Source organism: Microcoleus sp. T3_D1 (genome assembly GCF_036700405.1).
In the GTDB taxonomy this organism is placed as follows: Bacteria; Cyanobacteriota; Cyanobacteriia; order Cyanobacteriales; family Microcoleaceae; genus Microcoleus.
In genome coordinates this window covers 172,213-189,535 of record NZ_JAUBOV010000002.1, presented here as the reverse complement: position 1 = coordinate 189,535, position 17,323 = coordinate 172,213, and the positions used below count along the sequence as shown (strand labels likewise).

General features: G+C 45.2%; 16 protein-coding genes. 4 read left to right on the top strand and 12 right to left on the bottom strand.

Annotated features, from left to right (window positions below):
- Positions 1 to 277: 277 nt before the first annotated feature.
- The 4 genes from QT992_RS33525 to QT992_RS02580 all read right to left on the bottom strand — a co-directional run bounded on the left by QT992_RS33525 (position 278) and on the right by QT992_RS02580 (position 2,091).
- Entirely contained in the window at positions 278 to 388 is a 111-nt protein-coding gene (locus QT992_RS33525) for a helix-turn-helix domain-containing protein (protein WP_445251082.1), read from the bottom strand.
- Between the two features lie 184 nt (positions 389 to 572).
- A complete protein-coding gene (locus QT992_RS02590; protein WP_333338074.1) occupies positions 573 to 794 on the bottom strand; it encodes a hypothetical protein in 222 nt (73 codons plus the stop codon).
- Between the two features lie 8 nt (positions 795 to 802).
- Entirely contained in the window at positions 803 to 1,447 is a 645-nt protein-coding gene (locus tag QT992_RS02585; protein WP_333338071.1) for an IS607 family transposase, read from the bottom strand.
- Between the two features lie 65 nt (positions 1,448 to 1,512).
- Positions 1,513 to 2,091 (bottom strand): hypothetical protein, encoded by a 579-nt coding sequence (locus QT992_RS02580; RefSeq protein WP_333290287.1) that lies wholly within the window; start codon positions 2,089 to 2,091, stop codon positions 1,513 to 1,515.
- Between the two features lie 565 nt (positions 2,092 to 2,656).
- Here QT992_RS02580 and QT992_RS02575 point away from each other — a divergent pair.
- Positions 2,657 to 3,562, top strand: a complete 906-nt coding sequence (locus tag QT992_RS02575) for an alpha/beta hydrolase (RefSeq protein ID WP_333313340.1) — start codon at positions 2,657 to 2,659, stop codon at positions 3,560 to 3,562.
- A 174-nt stretch (positions 3,563 to 3,736) separates the two neighbouring features.
- On the opposite strand, the gene QT992_RS02570 is transcribed toward QT992_RS02575, so the two are convergent.
- Positions 3,737 to 4,261 (bottom strand): DUF4330 domain-containing protein, encoded by a 525-nt coding sequence (locus QT992_RS02570; protein WP_333313339.1) that lies wholly within the window; start codon positions 4,259 to 4,261, stop codon positions 3,737 to 3,739.
- A 379-nt stretch (positions 4,262 to 4,640) separates the two neighbouring features.
- Between QT992_RS02570 and QT992_RS02565 the strand changes: the two genes are divergently transcribed.
- Positions 4,641 to 5,492 carry a M48 family metallopeptidase gene (locus tag QT992_RS02565; RefSeq protein WP_333338064.1) on the top strand — a complete coding sequence of 284 codons (852 nt, stop codon included), beginning with the start codon at positions 4,641 to 4,643 and terminating at the stop codon, positions 5,490 to 5,492.
- A 318-nt stretch (positions 5,493 to 5,810) separates the two neighbouring features.
- On the opposite strand, the gene QT992_RS02560 is transcribed toward QT992_RS02565, so the two are convergent.
- From QT992_RS02560 to rfbF, 5 genes are all read right to left on the bottom strand, one after another.
- A complete protein-coding gene (locus QT992_RS02560) occupies positions 5,811 to 6,581 on the bottom strand; it encodes a metallophosphoesterase family protein (RefSeq protein ID WP_333338062.1) in 771 nt (256 codons plus the stop codon).
- 329 nt (positions 6,582 to 6,910) lie between these two features.
- The gene (locus QT992_RS02555; RefSeq protein WP_333338060.1) at positions 6,911 to 7,657 is read right to left on the bottom strand and encodes a DUF1995 family protein; all 747 of its coding nucleotides are present in this window, start codon (positions 7,655 to 7,657) and stop codon (positions 6,911 to 6,913) included.
- A 248-nt stretch (positions 7,658 to 7,905) separates the two neighbouring features.
- Positions 7,906 to 8,637, bottom strand: a complete 732-nt coding sequence (locus QT992_RS02550) for a cyclase family protein (RefSeq protein ID WP_333338057.1) — start codon at positions 8,635 to 8,637, stop codon at positions 7,906 to 7,908.
- A gap of 139 nt (positions 8,638 to 8,776) precedes the next feature.
- Complete coding sequence (locus QT992_RS02545) at positions 8,777 to 9,841, bottom strand: acyl-CoA dehydrogenase family protein (protein WP_333338054.1); 1,065 nt, start codon at positions 9,839 to 9,841, stop codon at positions 8,777 to 8,779.
- A 185-nt stretch (positions 9,842 to 10,026) separates the two neighbouring features.
- Positions 10,027 to 10,803, bottom strand: coding sequence for a glucose-1-phosphate cytidylyltransferase (rfbF, locus tag QT992_RS02540; protein WP_333338051.1), 777 nt, complete (start codon positions 10,801 to 10,803; stop codon positions 10,027 to 10,029).
- Positions 10,804 to 11,329: 526 nt separating this feature from the next.
- Here rfbF and QT992_RS02535 point away from each other — a divergent pair.
- Both QT992_RS02535 and QT992_RS02530 read left to right on the top strand, forming a co-directional pair.
- A complete protein-coding gene (locus tag QT992_RS02535) occupies positions 11,330 to 11,869 on the top strand; it encodes an RNase A-like domain-containing protein (protein ID WP_333338049.1) in 540 nt (179 codons plus the stop codon).
- On the top strand, positions 11,866 to 12,165 hold the full coding sequence (locus QT992_RS02530; RefSeq protein WP_333313327.1) for a contact-dependent growth inhibition system immunity protein: 300 nt from the start codon (positions 11,866 to 11,868) through the stop codon (positions 12,163 to 12,165). Before QT992_RS02535 ends, QT992_RS02530 begins: the two co-directional genes overlap by 4 nt.
- A 125-nt stretch (positions 12,166 to 12,290) precedes the next feature.
- Here QT992_RS02530 and QT992_RS02525 read toward each other — a convergent pair whose 3' ends face one another.
- A complete protein-coding gene (locus QT992_RS02525) occupies positions 12,291 to 13,655 on the bottom strand; it encodes a GH39 family glycosyl hydrolase (protein WP_333338045.1) in 1,365 nt (454 codons plus the stop codon).
- Between the two features lie 36 nt (positions 13,656 to 13,691).
- Positions 13,692 to 17,198, bottom strand: coding sequence for a glycosyltransferase (locus QT992_RS02520; protein WP_333376464.1), 3,507 nt, complete (start codon positions 17,196 to 17,198; stop codon positions 13,692 to 13,694).
- Positions 17,199 to 17,323: the final 125 nt, after the last annotated feature.

The window sequence follows — 17,323 nt, the reverse complement described above, 5'->3', positions numbered from 1 at the left end:
TCGCTGCAACACATCTGAATCAATACGGCTGTACCACTCGTTTTCTTTTCTTAACTCAGTAGTTCTCTTACTTTGAATACCCCCAGCGCTATCCCAACACAGACCTAGCTTTTTACTGGTCTTGGTTAATGTTGCAGACATAACGCCATGCTTGACAACCGGACAACTAAGAGGACACACAGCACCAACTTCTAAACGGGTGTCTATTTCGCAATAAGACCCAAAAGCATAGCTCCGAGGCGTTTCAACATTTCTGTTGTTAGTCTCCCAGCCGCGCTCAGCGTTCTCTCAGACAATAATTACGGTGCTTACGCAGTGTTATAAGCCATTGGGCCATGAGCGCGGCTTGCTCTTTGTTCGGTTTTAACTTGTAGTTCCAGCGTTGCATTGTTTTTACCTCCTTGCTATATTGTACACATAAACTGAGTACACATCGTGGAAGTTATGGAAAAAGATAAGAGATTGCATATACGCATCAGTTCTCAAGAAGCTGAAATTCTTGCGCGTTACTGTACAAAGACAATGCGCTCTCAATCAGACGTACTGAGAGGGTTGATTAGGAAACTGGAAAATCAATAAAAAGCCGTCGTAGAACGACGGGGCTTCAGACCCAGTTTTTTGGTGAGAACTTTTTTGACTTCCTTGATCGCGTTCGAGTCCGAAAGCTTGCCCTCACTATAAATCAGGGTTCGCAAGAACCCGAAATTAAACACAACCTGCCTCCATGCTTCGTGTTTTGCCCTCACAGTCGCTTCGTTGTTATTCAATTTTAGCGATCGTTTGACGGCAAACATAGTTAAACTTACTTTGACTTTTTTACTTGATGAGGTATATGGGACTCTGAACAAGGATCTATATCCTCTACAATATTCTTAACTTTTGCTTGATATTTCCGTAATCCGTAGAGGCGGGAAGAAAAGCCGTCGATGATCGACAGTAAATCTTGAGTCAATTCTTCATGCGGTGAAAGGGTTTCGGCGTTGGCGACGATAATCGTTCCGCCATTCCACTGTAGAATTTGCTCGACCAATTCAAATCCAAATCGGCACAGTCGATCTTTGTGAGCCACGTATAGCATCTTGACTTCGCCCTGTATTGCCCATTGTATGATTTGCAGGAATTTGGGACGATTGAAGTTCAGTCCTCCCCCAATCTCTTGAATCGAGTCAGTGATGGACACACCTTGCGCCAAGCAAAATTGTTCCATAGCCTGTGTCTGGCGAAGTAACTCTGGTTTTTGTCCAGCGCATGAGACCCGGCAGTAGACGATAACTCGGTTTGGTGTTTTACCTGTTTTCAGATTTCGCGCGATACTAAGGTGACTGTCTGTATAAAGACGTTGGTTGCCTAGTGTCCTATTGGGGACTAACTTGCCTTCACTTTCCCAACGCCGCAAGGTAGAAGACGAAACTCCAACTAATTTTCCAAATTCTGCCACTTTCCACATAGAAATTCCTCTTAAGGATTAACTATGGATAAGTTTAGCGAACTATTGGGTGATTTAGTTCAAGTCTAAAATCCAAAAATCAAGTCATCGACTACTAGCTGACCGTCAAAAGCGTAAAAAGTAATTCGATGAATATTCGGAGCTTTTACGCGCAGGGGAGCCCTAGGGGCGATCGGAGAATTAGACCCGATCAGATTGGGCGCCGGCATTTCATCCTGAACAATTGGGTTGCCGTCAATATCACAAGCAGATAAAACAGTTCGTCGCGAACTGGTGACAAGTCCTGACACCCAGCGAACTGGATACTTAAAAATTACTTCTATCAGTCCGCTTTTGGGGGCTCCCATTAACACTGTTGCCCCTGAACCGGTGAAAAATGCTGGGTTTGAAGGTTGGATGGCGACGGCATTGCTAAAAGTCACCCCCCAATGTGCAAACTGGTGTTCTACTACTTCAAAGCATTTCAAGTCTTCTAAAGCTACGCGGACGATCGCAGGTACCGTGGCGCGCGATCGCACATCTGACCCTGCGCCCGATCGTTCTGGAGTAGCGACAAAAGACTTTTTGCCGTTTAAATCCATGCTTCGACAGGCTGTGTCAAATTCTGCCAACCCGTCCGATTGAAGACTTTTCGCATCAACCATAAAACCCTCGCGATCCCTTTTTCTGAGCAGTTGCATTTTAGTAGACCTCCCTGAGATTAGTTGTTTCTTGTGTTTTGGAATTGATAACGGCGAGGCCAGTGATTGCCAAACCTGCAATTAGGAATCGAAACCCCATCGCCCGCCCTCCAACAAAGACTTTCGACCTCAAAAGCCACTGCTCCGCAAAATATCGTGATTAATGATTCGTGATTGGCGAGCCTCCGCCAACCTGCCGCCTGCTTGAAAGCGAGTTCTAATACTCCTGCTTTCCGAGCGCCTGCTTTCGGGGTTGGCGAACAGACTCTATTTTGTTGAGGGGTCTTACCCATCATTTTGCTATTATCTCCGATCGGCGGTAGTTTGCAAGGGTAAGGATAACTACACAGCCGAATTGCCCAAATCGCAAAACTTACTTGCTGTCTGTAGTTTCACGCTTCACCTGTACTAAAATAGATTTAAATCATTACTCAATCTTTACAAAAACGCCACCAGCTTTGCAAGTTTTTTAAATAAAGACGGGGCGACGGAAAAGAATCTAAAATATAACAGCGATTAAGGTTAGTTTATGCTTGTACCCCTCGGCTTCGGTCAGCGATCGATAGTTACTTCTCTCGGCAGAATGGTCTACTACACTGCTGAAAAAATGCCTTGGATGGGGTTGCCGACCTCAACTTCGGAAAATAAGCCCAACTTAGTATTTTTTCACGGTTTTGGCGGCGGGTCGAGTGCCTACGAATGGTCGAAAGTTTATCCGGCTTTTGCGACAGAATATCGAATTTTAGCACCGGATTTAATCGGTTGGGGGCGATCGGAACATCCGGCAAGAAATTATCAGGTTGAAGATTATATCACAACTTCGATCGAATTTCTCGAAAAAACTTGCGGTAGTCCGACAGAGGTGATTGCTTCTTCGCTAACAGGGGCGATCGCGATTCGAGCTGCGATCGCACGGCCGGATCTCTTCAAATCCCTAATTTTGACGATACCCAGCGGTTTGTCGGACTTCGGACAAGATTACGGCAGCAGTTTCTTCGCTAAGCTAGTCAACACGCCGATTTTAGACAAATTGCTCTACAGTACCGGAATCGCCACAGACGGCGGCATCCGTAGCTTCCTAGAACAACGCCAATTTGCCGATTCGCGTCGCGTTTACCAAGAAATTGTTGATGCTTACCTCCAATCTGCTTTGGAACCAAATGCAGAATATGCCGCCCTGTCTTTTGTGCGGGGAGATTTGTGCTTTGACTTGTCGCTGTACATCACTCAGCTAACAACGCCGACAGCGATTATTTGGGGAGAAAAATCGCAGTTTACCGGCCCCGATATCGGCCAGCGGTTGGCAAATCTCAACCCCGAAGCAATCAAAGTTTTTCAACCTCTGGAAAACGTAGGTTTGACTCCGCAGTTAGAAATTCCCGCTGTCACGATTGGCTTAATTAGGCAATACTTAAAATTGCTTTCGGAAGGGTAAAGAAGTTCGGCAACGGATTTTGTAACGGATGTAACGGATGTAACGGATGTAACGGATGTAAAGGATAGAAGGAAGAAGGAATATGAATTCCCTCTTCCCCATTAGCAATGACTACTGACTACTGACTACTGACTACTGACTACTGACTACTGACTACTGACTACTGACTACTAATTATTCTTTCACTCGCACGTCGATGACGCTGGCGTTGAAAATGTACTTGTTGCCTTCAAGCTCTAGCGTAGTGCCAATTTTGACTTTCGTATTACCTAAAACCGGGCCATTTTCAGTAAGTTGACCTTTTCCCTCTAAGGTAAACATCATATTTTTGCTGAAAGCTTCTTCTTCTCTGGGGTCGGGGAGAGCTTTCAGAGTGCCGTTGGGCTGAGGAACTGCTAGGGTTCTGGTGAGAGTTTTGGCTGATTTGATGGTAATCTGACCGGAGGGTTGATTGCGGATCACCACATTGATTTTATCACCTGGTTTGAACAAATCTTGAACGTTTGTTCCTTTGAGACCGATCGCAATTGCATCAATCTCTACAGGTTTGATACTGGTGCCGACTTGGGCGACGGAACCGCCAGAAGTGCCGGGAAAGAAGAAGATTCCGACTGCAACTAGCAGTACGATCAGAGCTGCAGCTACGTCTAGAATGCTGAGTTTGCCGAACAGTCGGCCTTGAGAATCTAAAATTTTCATAATCGCCTATTATACTGATAGCGACAGGAGTATGTTTACAAGCTCAGGACTTACGCAGACATCGATGAAAAACAGATGCTGCTATTGCTGAGCTACCGCTGGCAATGACATACTTTATTGATGTGTAAGTCCTGAAGCTAAAAGATATTACCACAACGATCGCCCAAAATCCGCATGACTTGGGCACTTAAAGCATAAGGCAGAAGGCAGTTGAGGGGGGTTGGTTGGCCTGCGGGCCGATCGCCCAGAAGCTGGTGGCGCGGTTAAAAATTGACAAAAAGCTAGAATAGCAACTAATCAGCCTCAAATGGCGTCTGCCTATTTAGTGACTTTTCGAGTTTTTCCTACAATTTTATCTAACTTCTGGCACCTATCACTCATGTTAAAAAATTTTTGGTTGACTTGCCGGCGTACTTGTGGCCGGGGGATTTATCTGTTTCTGTCCCTGATGGTGGCTGCGGGTATCTGGGTGGTTTCCCCGGAACCGACTCAAGCATTTTCTTTGCCTGAACTGATTTTCCGAGGCATTCAAGTGATTCAATTGTCGAATATGTCCGATCGCCAAGAGGTGACTATTGGCAGACAAATTAATCAGCAGTTGACCAGGAGCCAGTTTAAGATTGACCGCGATCGGGACACTACAGAATATATTAACCGTATCGGTCAACGACTCGCTCAAGAAAGCACTCGCCCCAATATTCCTTATACTTTTCAAGTGATTGACGACGACGCGATTAATGCTTTTGCAACTATGGGCGGTTTTGTTTATGTGAATAAAGGCTTGATGACAGCGGCGGACAATGAGGCAGAATTGGCCAGTGTGATCGCCCACGAAATCGCTCACATTAATGCTCGCCACGCGATTCAACAAATGCGTCAAATGGCCATCGCTTCAGGCGTAGCTTCCGCCACTGGGCTCGATCGATCTCAGGCGGTTCAGATTGGGGTAGAATTGGCTTTGCGCCGTCCCCACAGTCGCCAAGCTGAGTATGAAGCCGATCAGTTGGGATTGCAAACGATGGGGCGAGCAGGCTACGCTCAATCTGGGATGGTTGATTTTATGAAAAAGTTGCTCAACAAGCCTTCTCCTCCGAGCATTTTGAGCACTCACCCGGCTACTGCCGATCGTATTGCTGCTATTTCACAGGCTATAGATCCGGATCTTGCTAGCGGTGAAGGTTTGGATAATGAGGATTACAGGCTAGAAATCCGCAGGCTTTTGGGCTCGTAGCAATTTTAAATCAGTCAGACACTCTCTTATTTTCTCTTCTCTTCCCTTCTCTTTTCTTACTTCGCGATCTTCGCGTCTTCGCGGTTCGTTAAAAAATAAATCCAGTTACTAAGGTATGTCAGCAGCAAGTTAATTTCGATTTAATAGATATCACATCTTGCACCATTCTCAATTAGCCTTTTAGGAACAGGCTTTTCGGCCTGTTCCACAAGAAAATCTACTCTTTGTGGAACGGGCCGGAGAGCCCGTTCTTGAGAATCGTGCAAGATATAAGATAGATCGAACTTAAACTGACATACCCTAAAACGAAAACTTGATTTAACACTGCTGTTGAACAATAGAATCGATCGCAGGTTGCGGGGGTGCAATCGGCTGCGGCTTCAATTGCCGGACAACTTCGTCAAACGGCAAAATTCGGACTTGATTGTTAAATACATTTACTTGATAAACTCTGCGGTAGCTGAGGTCAAATCCTGTCAGCCAGCCGCTTTTGGGATGATAAGCACCCGTGTCAATATCCAACCACCCTTCGCCCCTGACTAATTCGCCCGGTCTGACCCCATGAAAGGTAAAGGTGATTGTGTGACCGGTGATAATTAATTTATTGGGAAAATAGGGTTTCGACATGGTGTGAAATTCCCTGCGAATCCAACAGAGTTGTTCGATCGACTGTTCATCGATCGACAGATGGGGGTCAACGCCGGCGTGAACCAGCCAGATGTCCCCTAAATCCAGGTGCGTGGGGAGCGATCGCAGCCACTCTAAGTGTTTGTACGGCATCATCCCTGTCTCTCTGTAGCTGGCTACTGTCGCATCGCCGCCACTGTAGAGCCAAGATTGCCACGCTCGCATATCCATCGGCGTCCCCGACAAAGCCTCCAGCATCAGTTGTTCGTGGTTGCCCAACAGAGTGTGGTAGGGGCTTTGCTGCACAAAATCTAATACCTGAGCGCTTTTGGGGCCACGATCGATTAAGTCTCCCAAAAAATAGACGCGATCGTCCAAGCCGGGGGCAAGTGCCTCTAGCAGGGTCATTAAGCCGTCGTAATGCCCGTGTACGTCCCCGATAACAATGCGCCGATGCTCCATTGTGTTTATCCGCTTCCCTGACTCAAAAGCCCCATCTCTAGCTTATAGCATCTGATTTTGCTGTTATTTGCCTCCCCTCTTTTACGGTGGAGGGGTGTCACCCATTATAGTGCTTTTTATAAAGATTCTGTAAAGCTCGCCAGTACCTGTTGGCGTAGCTACTGGTAGAAACACAGGCAAGCTGTTAATTGTGCTTCTGCAACTGCTGTTACTGAGGCAAAGCTTTGAGTTATTTCACGCTTTAGGGTGCATCAGCGATTAGCCGACGGATTAAGTCGAAAATAATCCTACCTGACACACCGTAAAATACGATCGAGCCTTAACGATTGTTACTGAGTCAAAGCTTTGAGGAATGTCTGGAGTTCTGCCAAAAAACCTTTCTTTTTTAAGGGTTTGGCAGGTGTGGTGGAGTCAGGATCGGCGCTGGGGAGAGAACCGGCTAAAATCCGCTCTAAATCGTCTCCGACTGGTTTTTGGGCGGTTTCAGAAATTAGTTTGTATTCGTCGTTTGTTTCCAGCCACACTTGCCAAGATTGGGGGTAGCAGCGGAATAAAGCAGCAGTGTCTAGGGGTCTGATGTAGTAGCAGGATTCAATTTTGCTGAGGAATCGATCGCGCAATTGGCGGCCCGCATAGCCTATACCTATGGTGGCAACATCTTCGAGGCGCGGGTTGAGTAGAATTACTGGGCGACCTGCAGCAGCTATGTAAAGTTTTTCGACTTGGGCAACTTCTACGGCTGCTGGATTGATCAAAAGGAAAAGTTGATCTTCCGGCGCTATTTTATCTTCAACAGGAGTGCGACTGCTGCCTAAATCAGTTACTTTAAACGGTGTTTCTCCCCAGTCGCGGCGCGCGAGGGCTGCCGCACCGGTGTCTGGAAAAAAGACTTTTACTCCGGGGTAGATTTCCTCAAATTCTGGGAGGAATTGTAGGGTGATAGACTGTGCTTGCAGGGCGATTTCTGGAAATACTAATTCGACTTGCAGTAGAGTTTTGCCGTCCGAGAGGGCAGCGGCGGTGGCAATGCGGGATTGGGCGATCGCCTCGTTGAGATCCTTGGGCAGTTCTGTCATTAATCTTATTGTTTTTACTCGACTTCTCTCAATCTAATTTTACCTGAGATATTGCACCATTCTCAATTACCTGTTTAGGAACGGGCAAGATGCCCGTTCCACAAGAAAATTGACTCTTTGTGGAAAGGGCATCGGGCTTTCCGTTTAGCAACAGGCTTTTCGGCCTGTTCCACAAAAAAAATTGACTCTTTGTGGAACGGGCATCTTGCCCGTTCTTGAGCATAGTACAAGATGTAAGTTTTACCGCCTCAAGCAACAAAAGCTAACACCGACACTGGCGAACCTGAACCTCCCAAAAGGCGCAATATTCCGATAACTAAAGTGATTTTATCCGCAGGTAACAAGTCGAGATTTGCTAGATTTTCCAGCACTATTCGCTGCTTTTCCAATACCAATTTGTTAACCGCAAAACTTTCATCTCGCCCGGTATCGACTCCGTGAGTGTCGGTGCCAATTCCCGCGATAGAGCGTTCTTCTAGCAAAAATTGAGTTGCTGCTTTGCCAAATCCCGGAAAGTGGCAAATTCCGCGATCGTCTCGGTTGAAAAATGCTTTCTCGTCATCCCATTTTTCTTGCCACCCAGTATACAATAAAACTATATTTCCCGGTTCTATAAGTTTGTGCTGCCGTTCCCAAGTCAATATATCATCAATTGTTAAAGTGTAGTCGGGATTGGCAAGACTTTGCTTTCGGATGTCGATCGCAATTGCCGGCACAACGAGCGACTGCGGGGAATAATTATCAATGCTGGCACCTCCTGCATAAAAGCTGTTGGGTGCGTTGATGTGAGTGCCGCTGTGTTCTCCCATTGAGAATTTTCGCAGGAAATACCCGTCTGTTTCTATTTGAGATACTGTGGCAATTTCTGTCGCTGGATCTCCTGGCCAAATGGGAATATTTGGGTGAATTGCATGGGTTAAGTCTACAATTTGGCTGTAGGCGATCGTTTTGAGATTATTGGAGTTTAATTGGTCTGTCATCAGGTAAAATATATCTATTATTTATTAAACACAGTTTCTTCAATTCTAAAATCTAAAATCTAAAATCTAAAATCTAAAATCTAAAATCGATTGACCGTCTGCACTCTCAATCTAAAATCTAAAATCTAAAATCTAAAATCTAAAATTGGATTAGTCGATCGAGCGTTGCTTCCATCACATCCTTTGTTTGCCCGGAAACAGTATACACCAAAGCTTCTCGATAAACTCTCCCGGCCGGGTGTACCGCACCGTTAGCACCACCGCTAGAAACTGCAACTGCAGCGTGCCCGCAACGCACCGCTAAATCAATGGCTTGAGCTCGCAGCGCTAATTGTTCTGTTTTCGAGCTATGTTGAGATTGTGGGAAATTCTGTTTTAGCCGATCGAGCTTTTGCTCTAGTTTTTGGCAAGCCGCCGTTATAAAAGGTGAATTTTTTGCAGCCGCCGCTGCTGCAATTACATCCAATCCGGCTCGAATACAGCCAAAAGTACCCGGAACAAAATTCAGTATATTTTTTGTGTCGTTTTCCGAAATCCAGCCCACAGGTTTAACTGAAATTATTTCCGATTCATCCAGCAACCACTTATCGAGAGTTGCTGTCACAGTATTAGTCGAATTCATGGCGATTAACTGCATGATTTCGCTACAAGCTATTTTACCATGTTCGCGTTCAATATTGGCAAAAGGCACTAAACCGAAAACAGCGCGTTCGTCAGGAAGTACCGCCGCTACAATAAACTTTTGAAACAAGCCAAAACCTGTTACCCAAGGAACTTTTCCTGACAGTAAATAGCCCACTTTTGTGGGAGTTGCGGTGACTGCCGGATTGCCCGATCGCCTTAAATGCGAAAACCCAATACCCAAGCGTAACTCTTTTTGGGCGATCGCGGGCAAGTATCTGCTTTTTAGCATTTCATTGTCGCTGTTGGCAAGCATCGCAGTTGCGCTGTGGTGCTGAGTTTGCAGGAAAGACAAAGCGCCGGAATATCGAGCCGTCAATTCCTGATATTGGTAAAAAATCTCCGGTGCAATTTCGGCACCGCCCCATTTTTGGGGAACTCGCAATGCTAAGAGCGATCGATCTTCCAATCCCGCAACTGCTGTTTTCAGCGCTTCCGAGTCGCTGTCGATAATTTCCGCGTGGGGTAAAACGCACTTTTGCAGGTAAGTTTCTGTGCTGTTGAGAATATCTTGAAAATCCATTTTTTATAATTATTTTATAGCAGATGTAGGGACACGGCACTGCCGTGTCCCTACTTATTTCCTCACATTGTGCACCCTTATCAAGAACAGGCAAGATGCCTGTTCCACAACAAATAAGTTCTCTCTCTTGTGGAACGGGCATCTTGCCCGTTCATAAAAGGCTGACTGAGAAGGCCACAACTAACTTATTTCCACACTTTCCAAGGAGCCTTCCCTTCATCCCAAAGTTCGTTTAAATACTTGTACTCTCGAAAAGTATCCATCGCAAAGAAAAAGCCGTCATGACGGTAAGCCATCAACTGTCCGTCTGCGGCCAAACGCTGCATTGGTTCCTGTTCTAAAATACAATCATCTCCCCCCAAATAGTCAAATACCCGGCGGTTAAATATCATATATCCAACACTGATCCACCCATCGATTTGAGGTTTCTCAGTAAATTGAACTACGCGGCTATCGCTGTCTACCTCCAAAATTCCAAAGCGAGAAATCGGGCGAAAGGTAGTGACAGTTGCCAGCTTCCCGTGAGACTTGTGAAAATCCATCAAGGCGTCAATATCGACATCAGCTACTCCATCGCCGTATGTCACCATGAAATTCTCGCGATCGATATATTTTTCGATCCGTTTTACCCGGCCTCCCGTCATGCTTGCTGCGCCAGTTTCAGCCAGTGTCACCTTAAAATCTTGTTCAAGATGCTCCTCGTGATAAGTGATAATATTTTGGCGTCCCAGACAGATAGTAAAGTCATTGTTCATGGCTTCATAATTGAGGAAATATTCTTTAATCATGTTGCCGCGATAGCCCAAGCACACAATAAAGTCTTGGAAACCGTAGTGTGCATATATCTTCATGATGTGCCAAATAATTGGATGCCCCCCCACCTCAACTAAGGGTTTGGGACGAAATTCTGTTTCTTCTCTGAGACGAGTACCGAGACCACCTGCTAGGATAACTACTTGCATTTTTTCAATTTTTTAAAGATGATCAATTAATTTATCATCAATCATCAGTGATTTAGTCAAAGAATTATTAACTTTTTCTCATAGTGAGTGAAGCTTTGTAAACCACAGAAATCACGAACTATTCTCAATCATCGTAGGGTGCGGGCGGATCGCCCTCTATTTACCTCTATTTATGAATAATCCTAGGGTGCGCGCGGAGAACCATGTATTTAAATATTGCGGGAAATTTCTACTTAACCGTAGGTCGCGCACTGCACACCGTATATTTAAATGCGGCGCGCTATTTCTAACTTATACCAATTTTTTATGAGGTTGCATAGAATCCGATCCCCCCTTAGCTTGCCCCCTACTCCCCCTTAATAAGGGGGGGACAAGATTCTTCTCTTTCGTCCCCCTTATTAAGGGGGATTTAGGGGGATCGAGATATGTGCAACTTCACATTAAATTGGTATTACGAATGGTAGATTAGGAAATAGACAAACAAAGCCAACACCTCTACTAAATATAAGGAAGAGATTCACCAGCAATGAAAACTCAACTCGATCGCCTAAAAAAGTTTTTAGGTATCCTGTGTGCGATCGCCTCAATAATTATATTATTCCAATCGGCTATATCTGATGTTTACGCCACGGTTGTTGCACCGAAAATCTCAACCATACCACAAACCACCGTAGCTTTTGTACCCAACATACCGGGCGGCGGATTAGACTTTCACGAATCAGCCGGAGGACACACTTTAGAGAGACACGTTGGTAAAACAGAAGCACAACTAGCACAGCGACTCGCAAGCGAAACGAGAATTCCTGCCGCATCTTCTTTTACTGATCGTTCCGTCGCCGAAGCGGCTATTGCAGAAGCAATGAACAGAAATCAAAGTGCGATCGACTCTTGGGTGAAAACTCAAGGTAATCGTTATACGATCGACTACAATGCCAACAGAATAATTGGCATTACTGTGCGTCGCCGCACATCCAAAGCAACTTCAACATCTCGCCTGAGAATCGTCCTCCAGCGCAGCGCCAAATTACCTCCCGGATACTTTATTCTCACAGCCTATCCCCAATGATCGATCAATTTCCTCATTTAACCCAATTTTTCAGTTCCTACTTTCACCAAGACTGGCCGTTAGAAGCTGACATTCCCAGTGATGTAGTGAACAACTACCGCAGCAGCGAACCGCCCGCAAGTGTTGAAGCTGCATCGCAAGAACTCAGCAAACTGCTAGAAATGCCGATCGCCCCCGCCGATTTAGAAGCATTCATCCTCGATGAATTAGGGTGTTACTACGACCCACAATCCGAAAATCAAACAGTCCGAGAGTGGTTGGAATCGGTGCAAAAATCTTTGAATAATCCCAGCTAAACTCTACTGACATCAGCTACCGCGCGATCGATAAACCCGTAGGGGCGGGTTCACCACTAGCCTCAAAAAGTACAGATAGGTTAAATAAACCCGCCCCCACCCCGCGATTTCTCTTCAAATCAAGCTCACTTGCTAACCGTCAATAAGTAGCCTTCGTGGACGTTGAAATTAGGGATAACATAAGCCAAGCTGCCGCTACCCACCGAAAAACTTTCTTCTTTAACGGTGACAAGCTTTGGCACGGCTCCTTCTTGATTGTTGGGAATCTTTTCTAACTTTAGAGTTATTTTCTGACCTCTTTGAATACCTAGCTGATCCAAATTGCCGAGGGTTAATGTTACCGTTGTTGCTGAGGAAAAATTGGGATCGAAATAACCTAAAAGTATCTGTGCTTTACCTTCAGGATTTGACTTACTGGCTAAAGCGACAAGGCGATTGTTATTTGACCAACTCCGCACCCGCGAATTAACTCCGTCAGCATAAGCTTTGTAAGCCCACCAAGCAGCTCTCGGCTCAAAAGTATTAGGCGTGACCATCCCACTCAGCGTATTGTTGAAGCAATTGCTAACTTTATTTGGCCCTTGAGTATCCCAACAAGCTCTGCAAGCACCGTCAGCTTTTGCATACTCTAAGTTATACAAATAACCTAATATTTCCCCCGGCTGGTACTGCGCTAAGTTCCCGACAATTTCGTTGACGTAAATTTTTTGCAATTTCAGTTCCTTGTAAGAGGGACTTTGCTGAAAATTGCGTTTAGCCTCAATTACGTGATCGTCAACAAATAAAATCATCGCGTCGTTAAGTTCGTGCCATGAGAGGAAATTAACTTCAAGTTTGTTAGCCTTGCAGTAATCCAAAAAAGCCGCAAGATATTCTTTGCTGTAGTGGCCGAGGCTCGGCCCGCCAATCATTGCTGACGGCCCCAATTCTTCCCGCAAGATTTTGTAAGCTCTTTTGTAAGTTTCAAAGAATTGTTCTCTGCTTCCCTTCCAAAATGGATCTTTCCAATCTGGTTCATTCCATACATCCCAAATAATTTTCTTGCCTTTATTTTGCTGGGCTAACTGTCGGATGAATGCTTCCCACGCGGGGTAGTTTTGATAGGGCCAGCCATTGGGATTGGTACCGTAGCCCCACAAGTCGCTGACTACTAACTGAAACTCGGCTCCGCTGGCGATTATGCGATCGTAGATATCGAGTCTCCCGGCCCGCCAAAGTTTGGGCTGCAAGGGTTTGATCGAGCTATCCGGCGGTTTTGCAGTGTCGATTCCGTGCAGGATGCCGCTCATGGAAATTGTACCGGTGGCTGGCTGTCCAAAATCTACTGTAACGTTCGATCGCAGTTGGGCGATCGCTCTTGGCTGTCCCAAATAGGCTATTAACAGAACAGTGACAATAGCTAAACAAATTGGCAGCAGTTTATTAATACGTGGGAACTTGAATGTAAATTGCATATCTTTTGTTTGGTTGATGTTTTGTGGAATGGGCATTTTTCCCGTTCCTAAGAATGCTGCAAGAACTCAGTTTTAACGAACCGATGAAAACACTTCAAAACCCTGTATTGATTCTATCACTTGTTGCCACGAGCGGGAGTCGATCAGCTCGCTGGTATCGAAATTAACCCCTTTTTCCACAGCAAAAATGCCAAAATTTTTCACCCAATCAAAGATAGTTTCTGTGGTAAAATAAGGCGTGCAGGCCCAAGCAGATTGCAAATTACTCGCCATCTCGGACATATCTCCCCGATCGTAAGCCTCCCAAGCTTTCCACACTAAATAATAGTATTTCAGCAGGCTATCCACTTGCTGTACCTGCTTTTTGAGTTTCGGACTAATAGAGAAACTGTCGCTCTCATCGTCACTTACCAATGCCTGTTCAATTATTTCTCCATATTCCCGAAGCATCCGTTCTTCTTTGAATAGTTCTTGGGCTCGCGCTTTGCACGCTTGTCCTGCAAGTCTGCGCGATTCTGGATTTTCTGCCCATATTTCCACCGTTTCTACTAACTCTTTTACTGTTCCTTCTGGGTCGATTGTAGGATCGGGGAGCAACTTTCCCGTATCTCCCAATTCTTCAGGAATCCCGCTGACTGCTGTGGCAATTACGGGCAATCCTTTCGCCATTGCTTCCATAATTGCTAGCGGCATTCCTTCTGCTTGGGAAGATAAAATAAAGATGTCGCTGGCGTCGAGCCAATCGGCAATATCCCAGCGCTGTCCTAAGAATTTAACCTGTTCTTCTACTCCCAATTTGCTCACAGTTGCTCTTAATTCAGGTTCCAGATTGTCGTGAGTAGTAGACCCCGGCCCAGCCCAAACAAAGTAAATTTGGGGCCAAATTGGACGATTTTTCAATTGGGCGATCGCCTGCAATTGATACTGATATCCTTTAATTGGGGTCAATCTCGCCGCCGTAAAACAAACGACAGCACTTTCGGGGATTCCTTGTTCTTGACGCAGGCGTTGGCGAGTAGAAAGATTTGGCGGCTCAAAATAACTATTTGGTCTGCCATAATAGATTACTTTTCCTCGTTCTAGACGCGCTTTAAATAGACTTTGGAACAAGTTTAAATTTTCGTGGGAAACTGCTACTGCTGCTTTGGCTACAATGTACTGGTAGGCAACTGCATCGAAATAGGGAATTTGATCGCCGCGATCGAAGGTTTCATAATTGCGATTGATATAACCCAGACTGATGATGTACGGTATATTTTGCTCGATCGCAACTTGTTTAGCTGCAAAGTTAGCCATCGGCCAGCCGTCACTAAATATAATTAAATCCGGTCGAGCCTGGGCATAAATCTTTTGAGCATCATCCAAATTGTAAGCTATTCGCAAAAACTCTTTCATCGTGTCGAACTCTAGCCAAATATGTTCGATACCTAGCTGTTTTTGTTCGGTAATTAAAGGGTTAGAAGCTTGACTTTGAACGCTGGTTACTCGGTAGCCATCGGCAGCTAATTTACACATCAGCGAGTGGTTAAACTGAGCCAATCCGCCGACTCCTGAGTCTTCTGTGTACAGGAGTACGTGCTTTGTTGGCGGCCTATAACTCGAACTGGGCTCGGGTTTAAACTGATAAGGATTGTTAGCTGCGATCGCCACTATGTCTTGCCATTCCTGTAAATTGGTTAAGGCATAGGCATCAAAGTTGTAGCCGTACTGTTCTGAAACCCCCTTAAAAGTTTCCAGCCAATTAAAAACAGTTTCAGTGCCTGTCAGATTAGTGTAATACAGAGATTTTTCCAGACATTCGACCATTGCTGGCAAATATCCGTCGCGGTACATCCGCCATGCTATCCATACGAAACACTTGTAACGTTCCGCGCGTTTCAAGTCACGGATGTGCTGAGGTAAGTCTGGCCGAGCAAAAAATTGCTCCATCAAAATTTCGGTATTTTTCATTAATTTGGAGCCGTTAGACATGATATTGCTGTCGTGCTGACGATAGCAGGTTAATATCTCTTTTAACCAAACTGACTTGCAGCCTTTTAAACCTAAACGTAGCACAAAATCTAAATCTTCGGTTGGCGGCAAGCGATGATCGAAACCCCCCAAGCGTTCCCACCACTCTCGCCGCAGCATCATGGCGCTGGGGCGCACTGATTTGTAGAAAACAAAGGCTTCTAAATCTAATTTTGGTTCTTCTTCCCAAGGCTTTACTCCATAGATGCCTTCGTCGTTTTTGCCAACGATAACCCAACCTGTTTGCACCATATCTAATGTGGGGTCAGCGTCAAAGCAAGCTACTTGTTTTTCTAGTTTTTCGGGTAAGAAGAAGTCGTCAGCATCTAAAAAAGCTAAGAATTCCCCTTTGGCTAACTTGCAAGCGCGATTGCGAGCTATTGCGGCTCCTTGATTTTCTTGATAAACATACTGAATTAAATCGAGGTAAGGCTCTAAAACTTGGCGAGTGCTGTCGGTAGAGCCGTCGTCTACGACGATAATTTCCAAGTCTTGGTAAGTTTGATCTATCGCACTTTCGACGGCTTTAGCAATGTAGCACTCGCAGTTATATGCCGGGATAATTACGCTGACTCGCACTGTTTTCTGAGGGAGAATGCTAGACATTAATTTTTTCCATTCGGGTAAGTTTCTTAAAGATTGGATATTTCGGGGAAATCCGTAAGCTTTACAGCACCAACCCAGACGATTTATCCAATCTCCTACGGTTTTTTTAGCAGAGTAAGGAGTATAAGCGAAAGATTTTTGGTAATACTCAACCGCTGACGCCGGATAGCCGGTATAGCACAAGTGCCATGCCATCCATGTCAGTGCTTCGTAGAAAGCAGGATTTTCTAAGTCGCGGATGTGCTGTGGCAAATCGGGTTTATTGAATAAGTTTTGTTTTAATTTAATAAACAGATTTGCTTGTGCGAGCGATTTTTTAATTGACACATTTTTGTCATGCTGGCGATAACATACGGTCACCTGGGGTAGCCAAGCCGATTCGCAGCCTAACAATGCTAAACGCAATACTAAATCGGCATCATCTACGGAATCAAACTCTGAGTTGAATCCCCCTACATTTTCTAACCACTTTCGCGAAAACATCATGGCGCTAGGAAGTACGGGCATCTGTACTATCCATGTTTTTAAGTTTAATGTTGGGAAATATTCCCAACCATTGATATCGGAAACTGTCTCTCCTTGCTCTTTAACAATTCGCCAGCCACTATTAACAATTCCTAGTGATGGCTGAGCGTCAAATAACGCAACTTGTCCAGCTAACTTATCGGACAAGAAAAAGTCATCTTGATCTAAAAAAGCAATTAATTCACCTCGCGATTCCTGAATTCCTCGGTTGCGGGCGGCAGCTACTCCTTGGTTTTCCTGATAAACATAGCGAATTTTGTCAAAATAAGGCTGCAATGCTTGGCGGGTGTCGTCGGTTGAGCCGTCGTCTACGACGAGAATTTCCCAGTTTTTATAGGTTTGGCTGATGACGCTTTCTACCGCTTGCGCGATGTAGCGCTCGCCATTATATGCTGGAATAATTACACTTACTCGCGGTGTCGGATTTGCTATTGACATGAATTTTATCGGCGATCAGGAAGTTCGGCAACGGATTCTGTAACGGATGTAACGGATGTAACGGATGTCAGGCAGAAGGCAGATGCAATTCTACTGTTGAGAGCAATCCGAATGTGAAATGTAAA

Bases quoted from the DNA above. Each gene is read 5' to 3' on its own strand.
- QT992_RS33525 (WP_445251082.1), bottom strand. From the start codon at position 388: ATGCAACGCTGGAACTACAAGTTAAAACCGAACAAAGAGCAAGCCGCG.
- QT992_RS02590 (WP_333338074.1), bottom strand. From the start codon at position 794: ATGTTTGCCGTCAAACGATCGCTAAAATTGAATAACAACGAAGCGACT.
- QT992_RS02585 (WP_333338071.1), bottom strand. From the start codon at position 1,447: ATGTGGAAAGTGGCAGAATTTGGAAAATTAGTTGGAGTTTCGTCTTCT.
- QT992_RS02580 (WP_333290287.1), bottom strand. From the start codon at position 2,091: ATGGTTGATGCGAAAAGTCTTCAATCGGACGGGTTGGCAGAATTTGAC.
- QT992_RS02575 (WP_333313340.1), top strand. From the start codon at position 2,657: ATGCTTGTACCCCTCGGCTTCGGTCAGCGATCGATAGTTACTTCTCTC.
- QT992_RS02570 (WP_333313339.1), bottom strand. From the start codon at position 4,261: ATGAAAATTTTAGATTCTCAAGGCCGACTGTTCGGCAAACTCAGCATT.
- QT992_RS02565 (WP_333338064.1), top strand. From the start codon at position 4,641: ATGTTAAAAAATTTTTGGTTGACTTGCCGGCGTACTTGTGGCCGGGGG.
- QT992_RS02560 (WP_333338062.1), bottom strand. From the start codon at position 6,581: ATGGAGCATCGGCGCATTGTTATCGGGGACGTACACGGGCATTACGAC.
- QT992_RS02555 (WP_333338060.1), bottom strand. From the start codon at position 7,657: ATGACAGAACTGCCCAAGGATCTCAACGAGGCGATCGCCCAATCCCGC.
- QT992_RS02550 (WP_333338057.1), bottom strand. From the start codon at position 8,637: ATGACAGACCAATTAAACTCCAATAATCTCAAAACGATCGCCTACAGC.
- QT992_RS02545 (WP_333338054.1), bottom strand. From the start codon at position 9,841: ATGGATTTTCAAGATATTCTCAACAGCACAGAAACTTACCTGCAAAAG.
- rfbF (WP_333338051.1), bottom strand. From the start codon at position 10,803: ATGCAAGTAGTTATCCTAGCAGGTGGTCTCGGTACTCGTCTCAGAGAA.
- QT992_RS02535 (WP_333338049.1), top strand. From the start codon at position 11,330: ATGAAAACTCAACTCGATCGCCTAAAAAAGTTTTTAGGTATCCTGTGT.
- QT992_RS02530 (WP_333313327.1), top strand. From the start codon at position 11,866: ATGATCGATCAATTTCCTCATTTAACCCAATTTTTCAGTTCCTACTTT.
- QT992_RS02525 (WP_333338045.1), bottom strand. From the start codon at position 13,655: ATGCCCATTCCACAAAACATCAACCAAACAAAAGATATGCAATTTACA.
- QT992_RS02520 (WP_333376464.1), bottom strand. From the start codon at position 17,198: ATGTCAATAGCAAATCCGACACCGCGAGTAAGTGTAATTATTCCAGCA.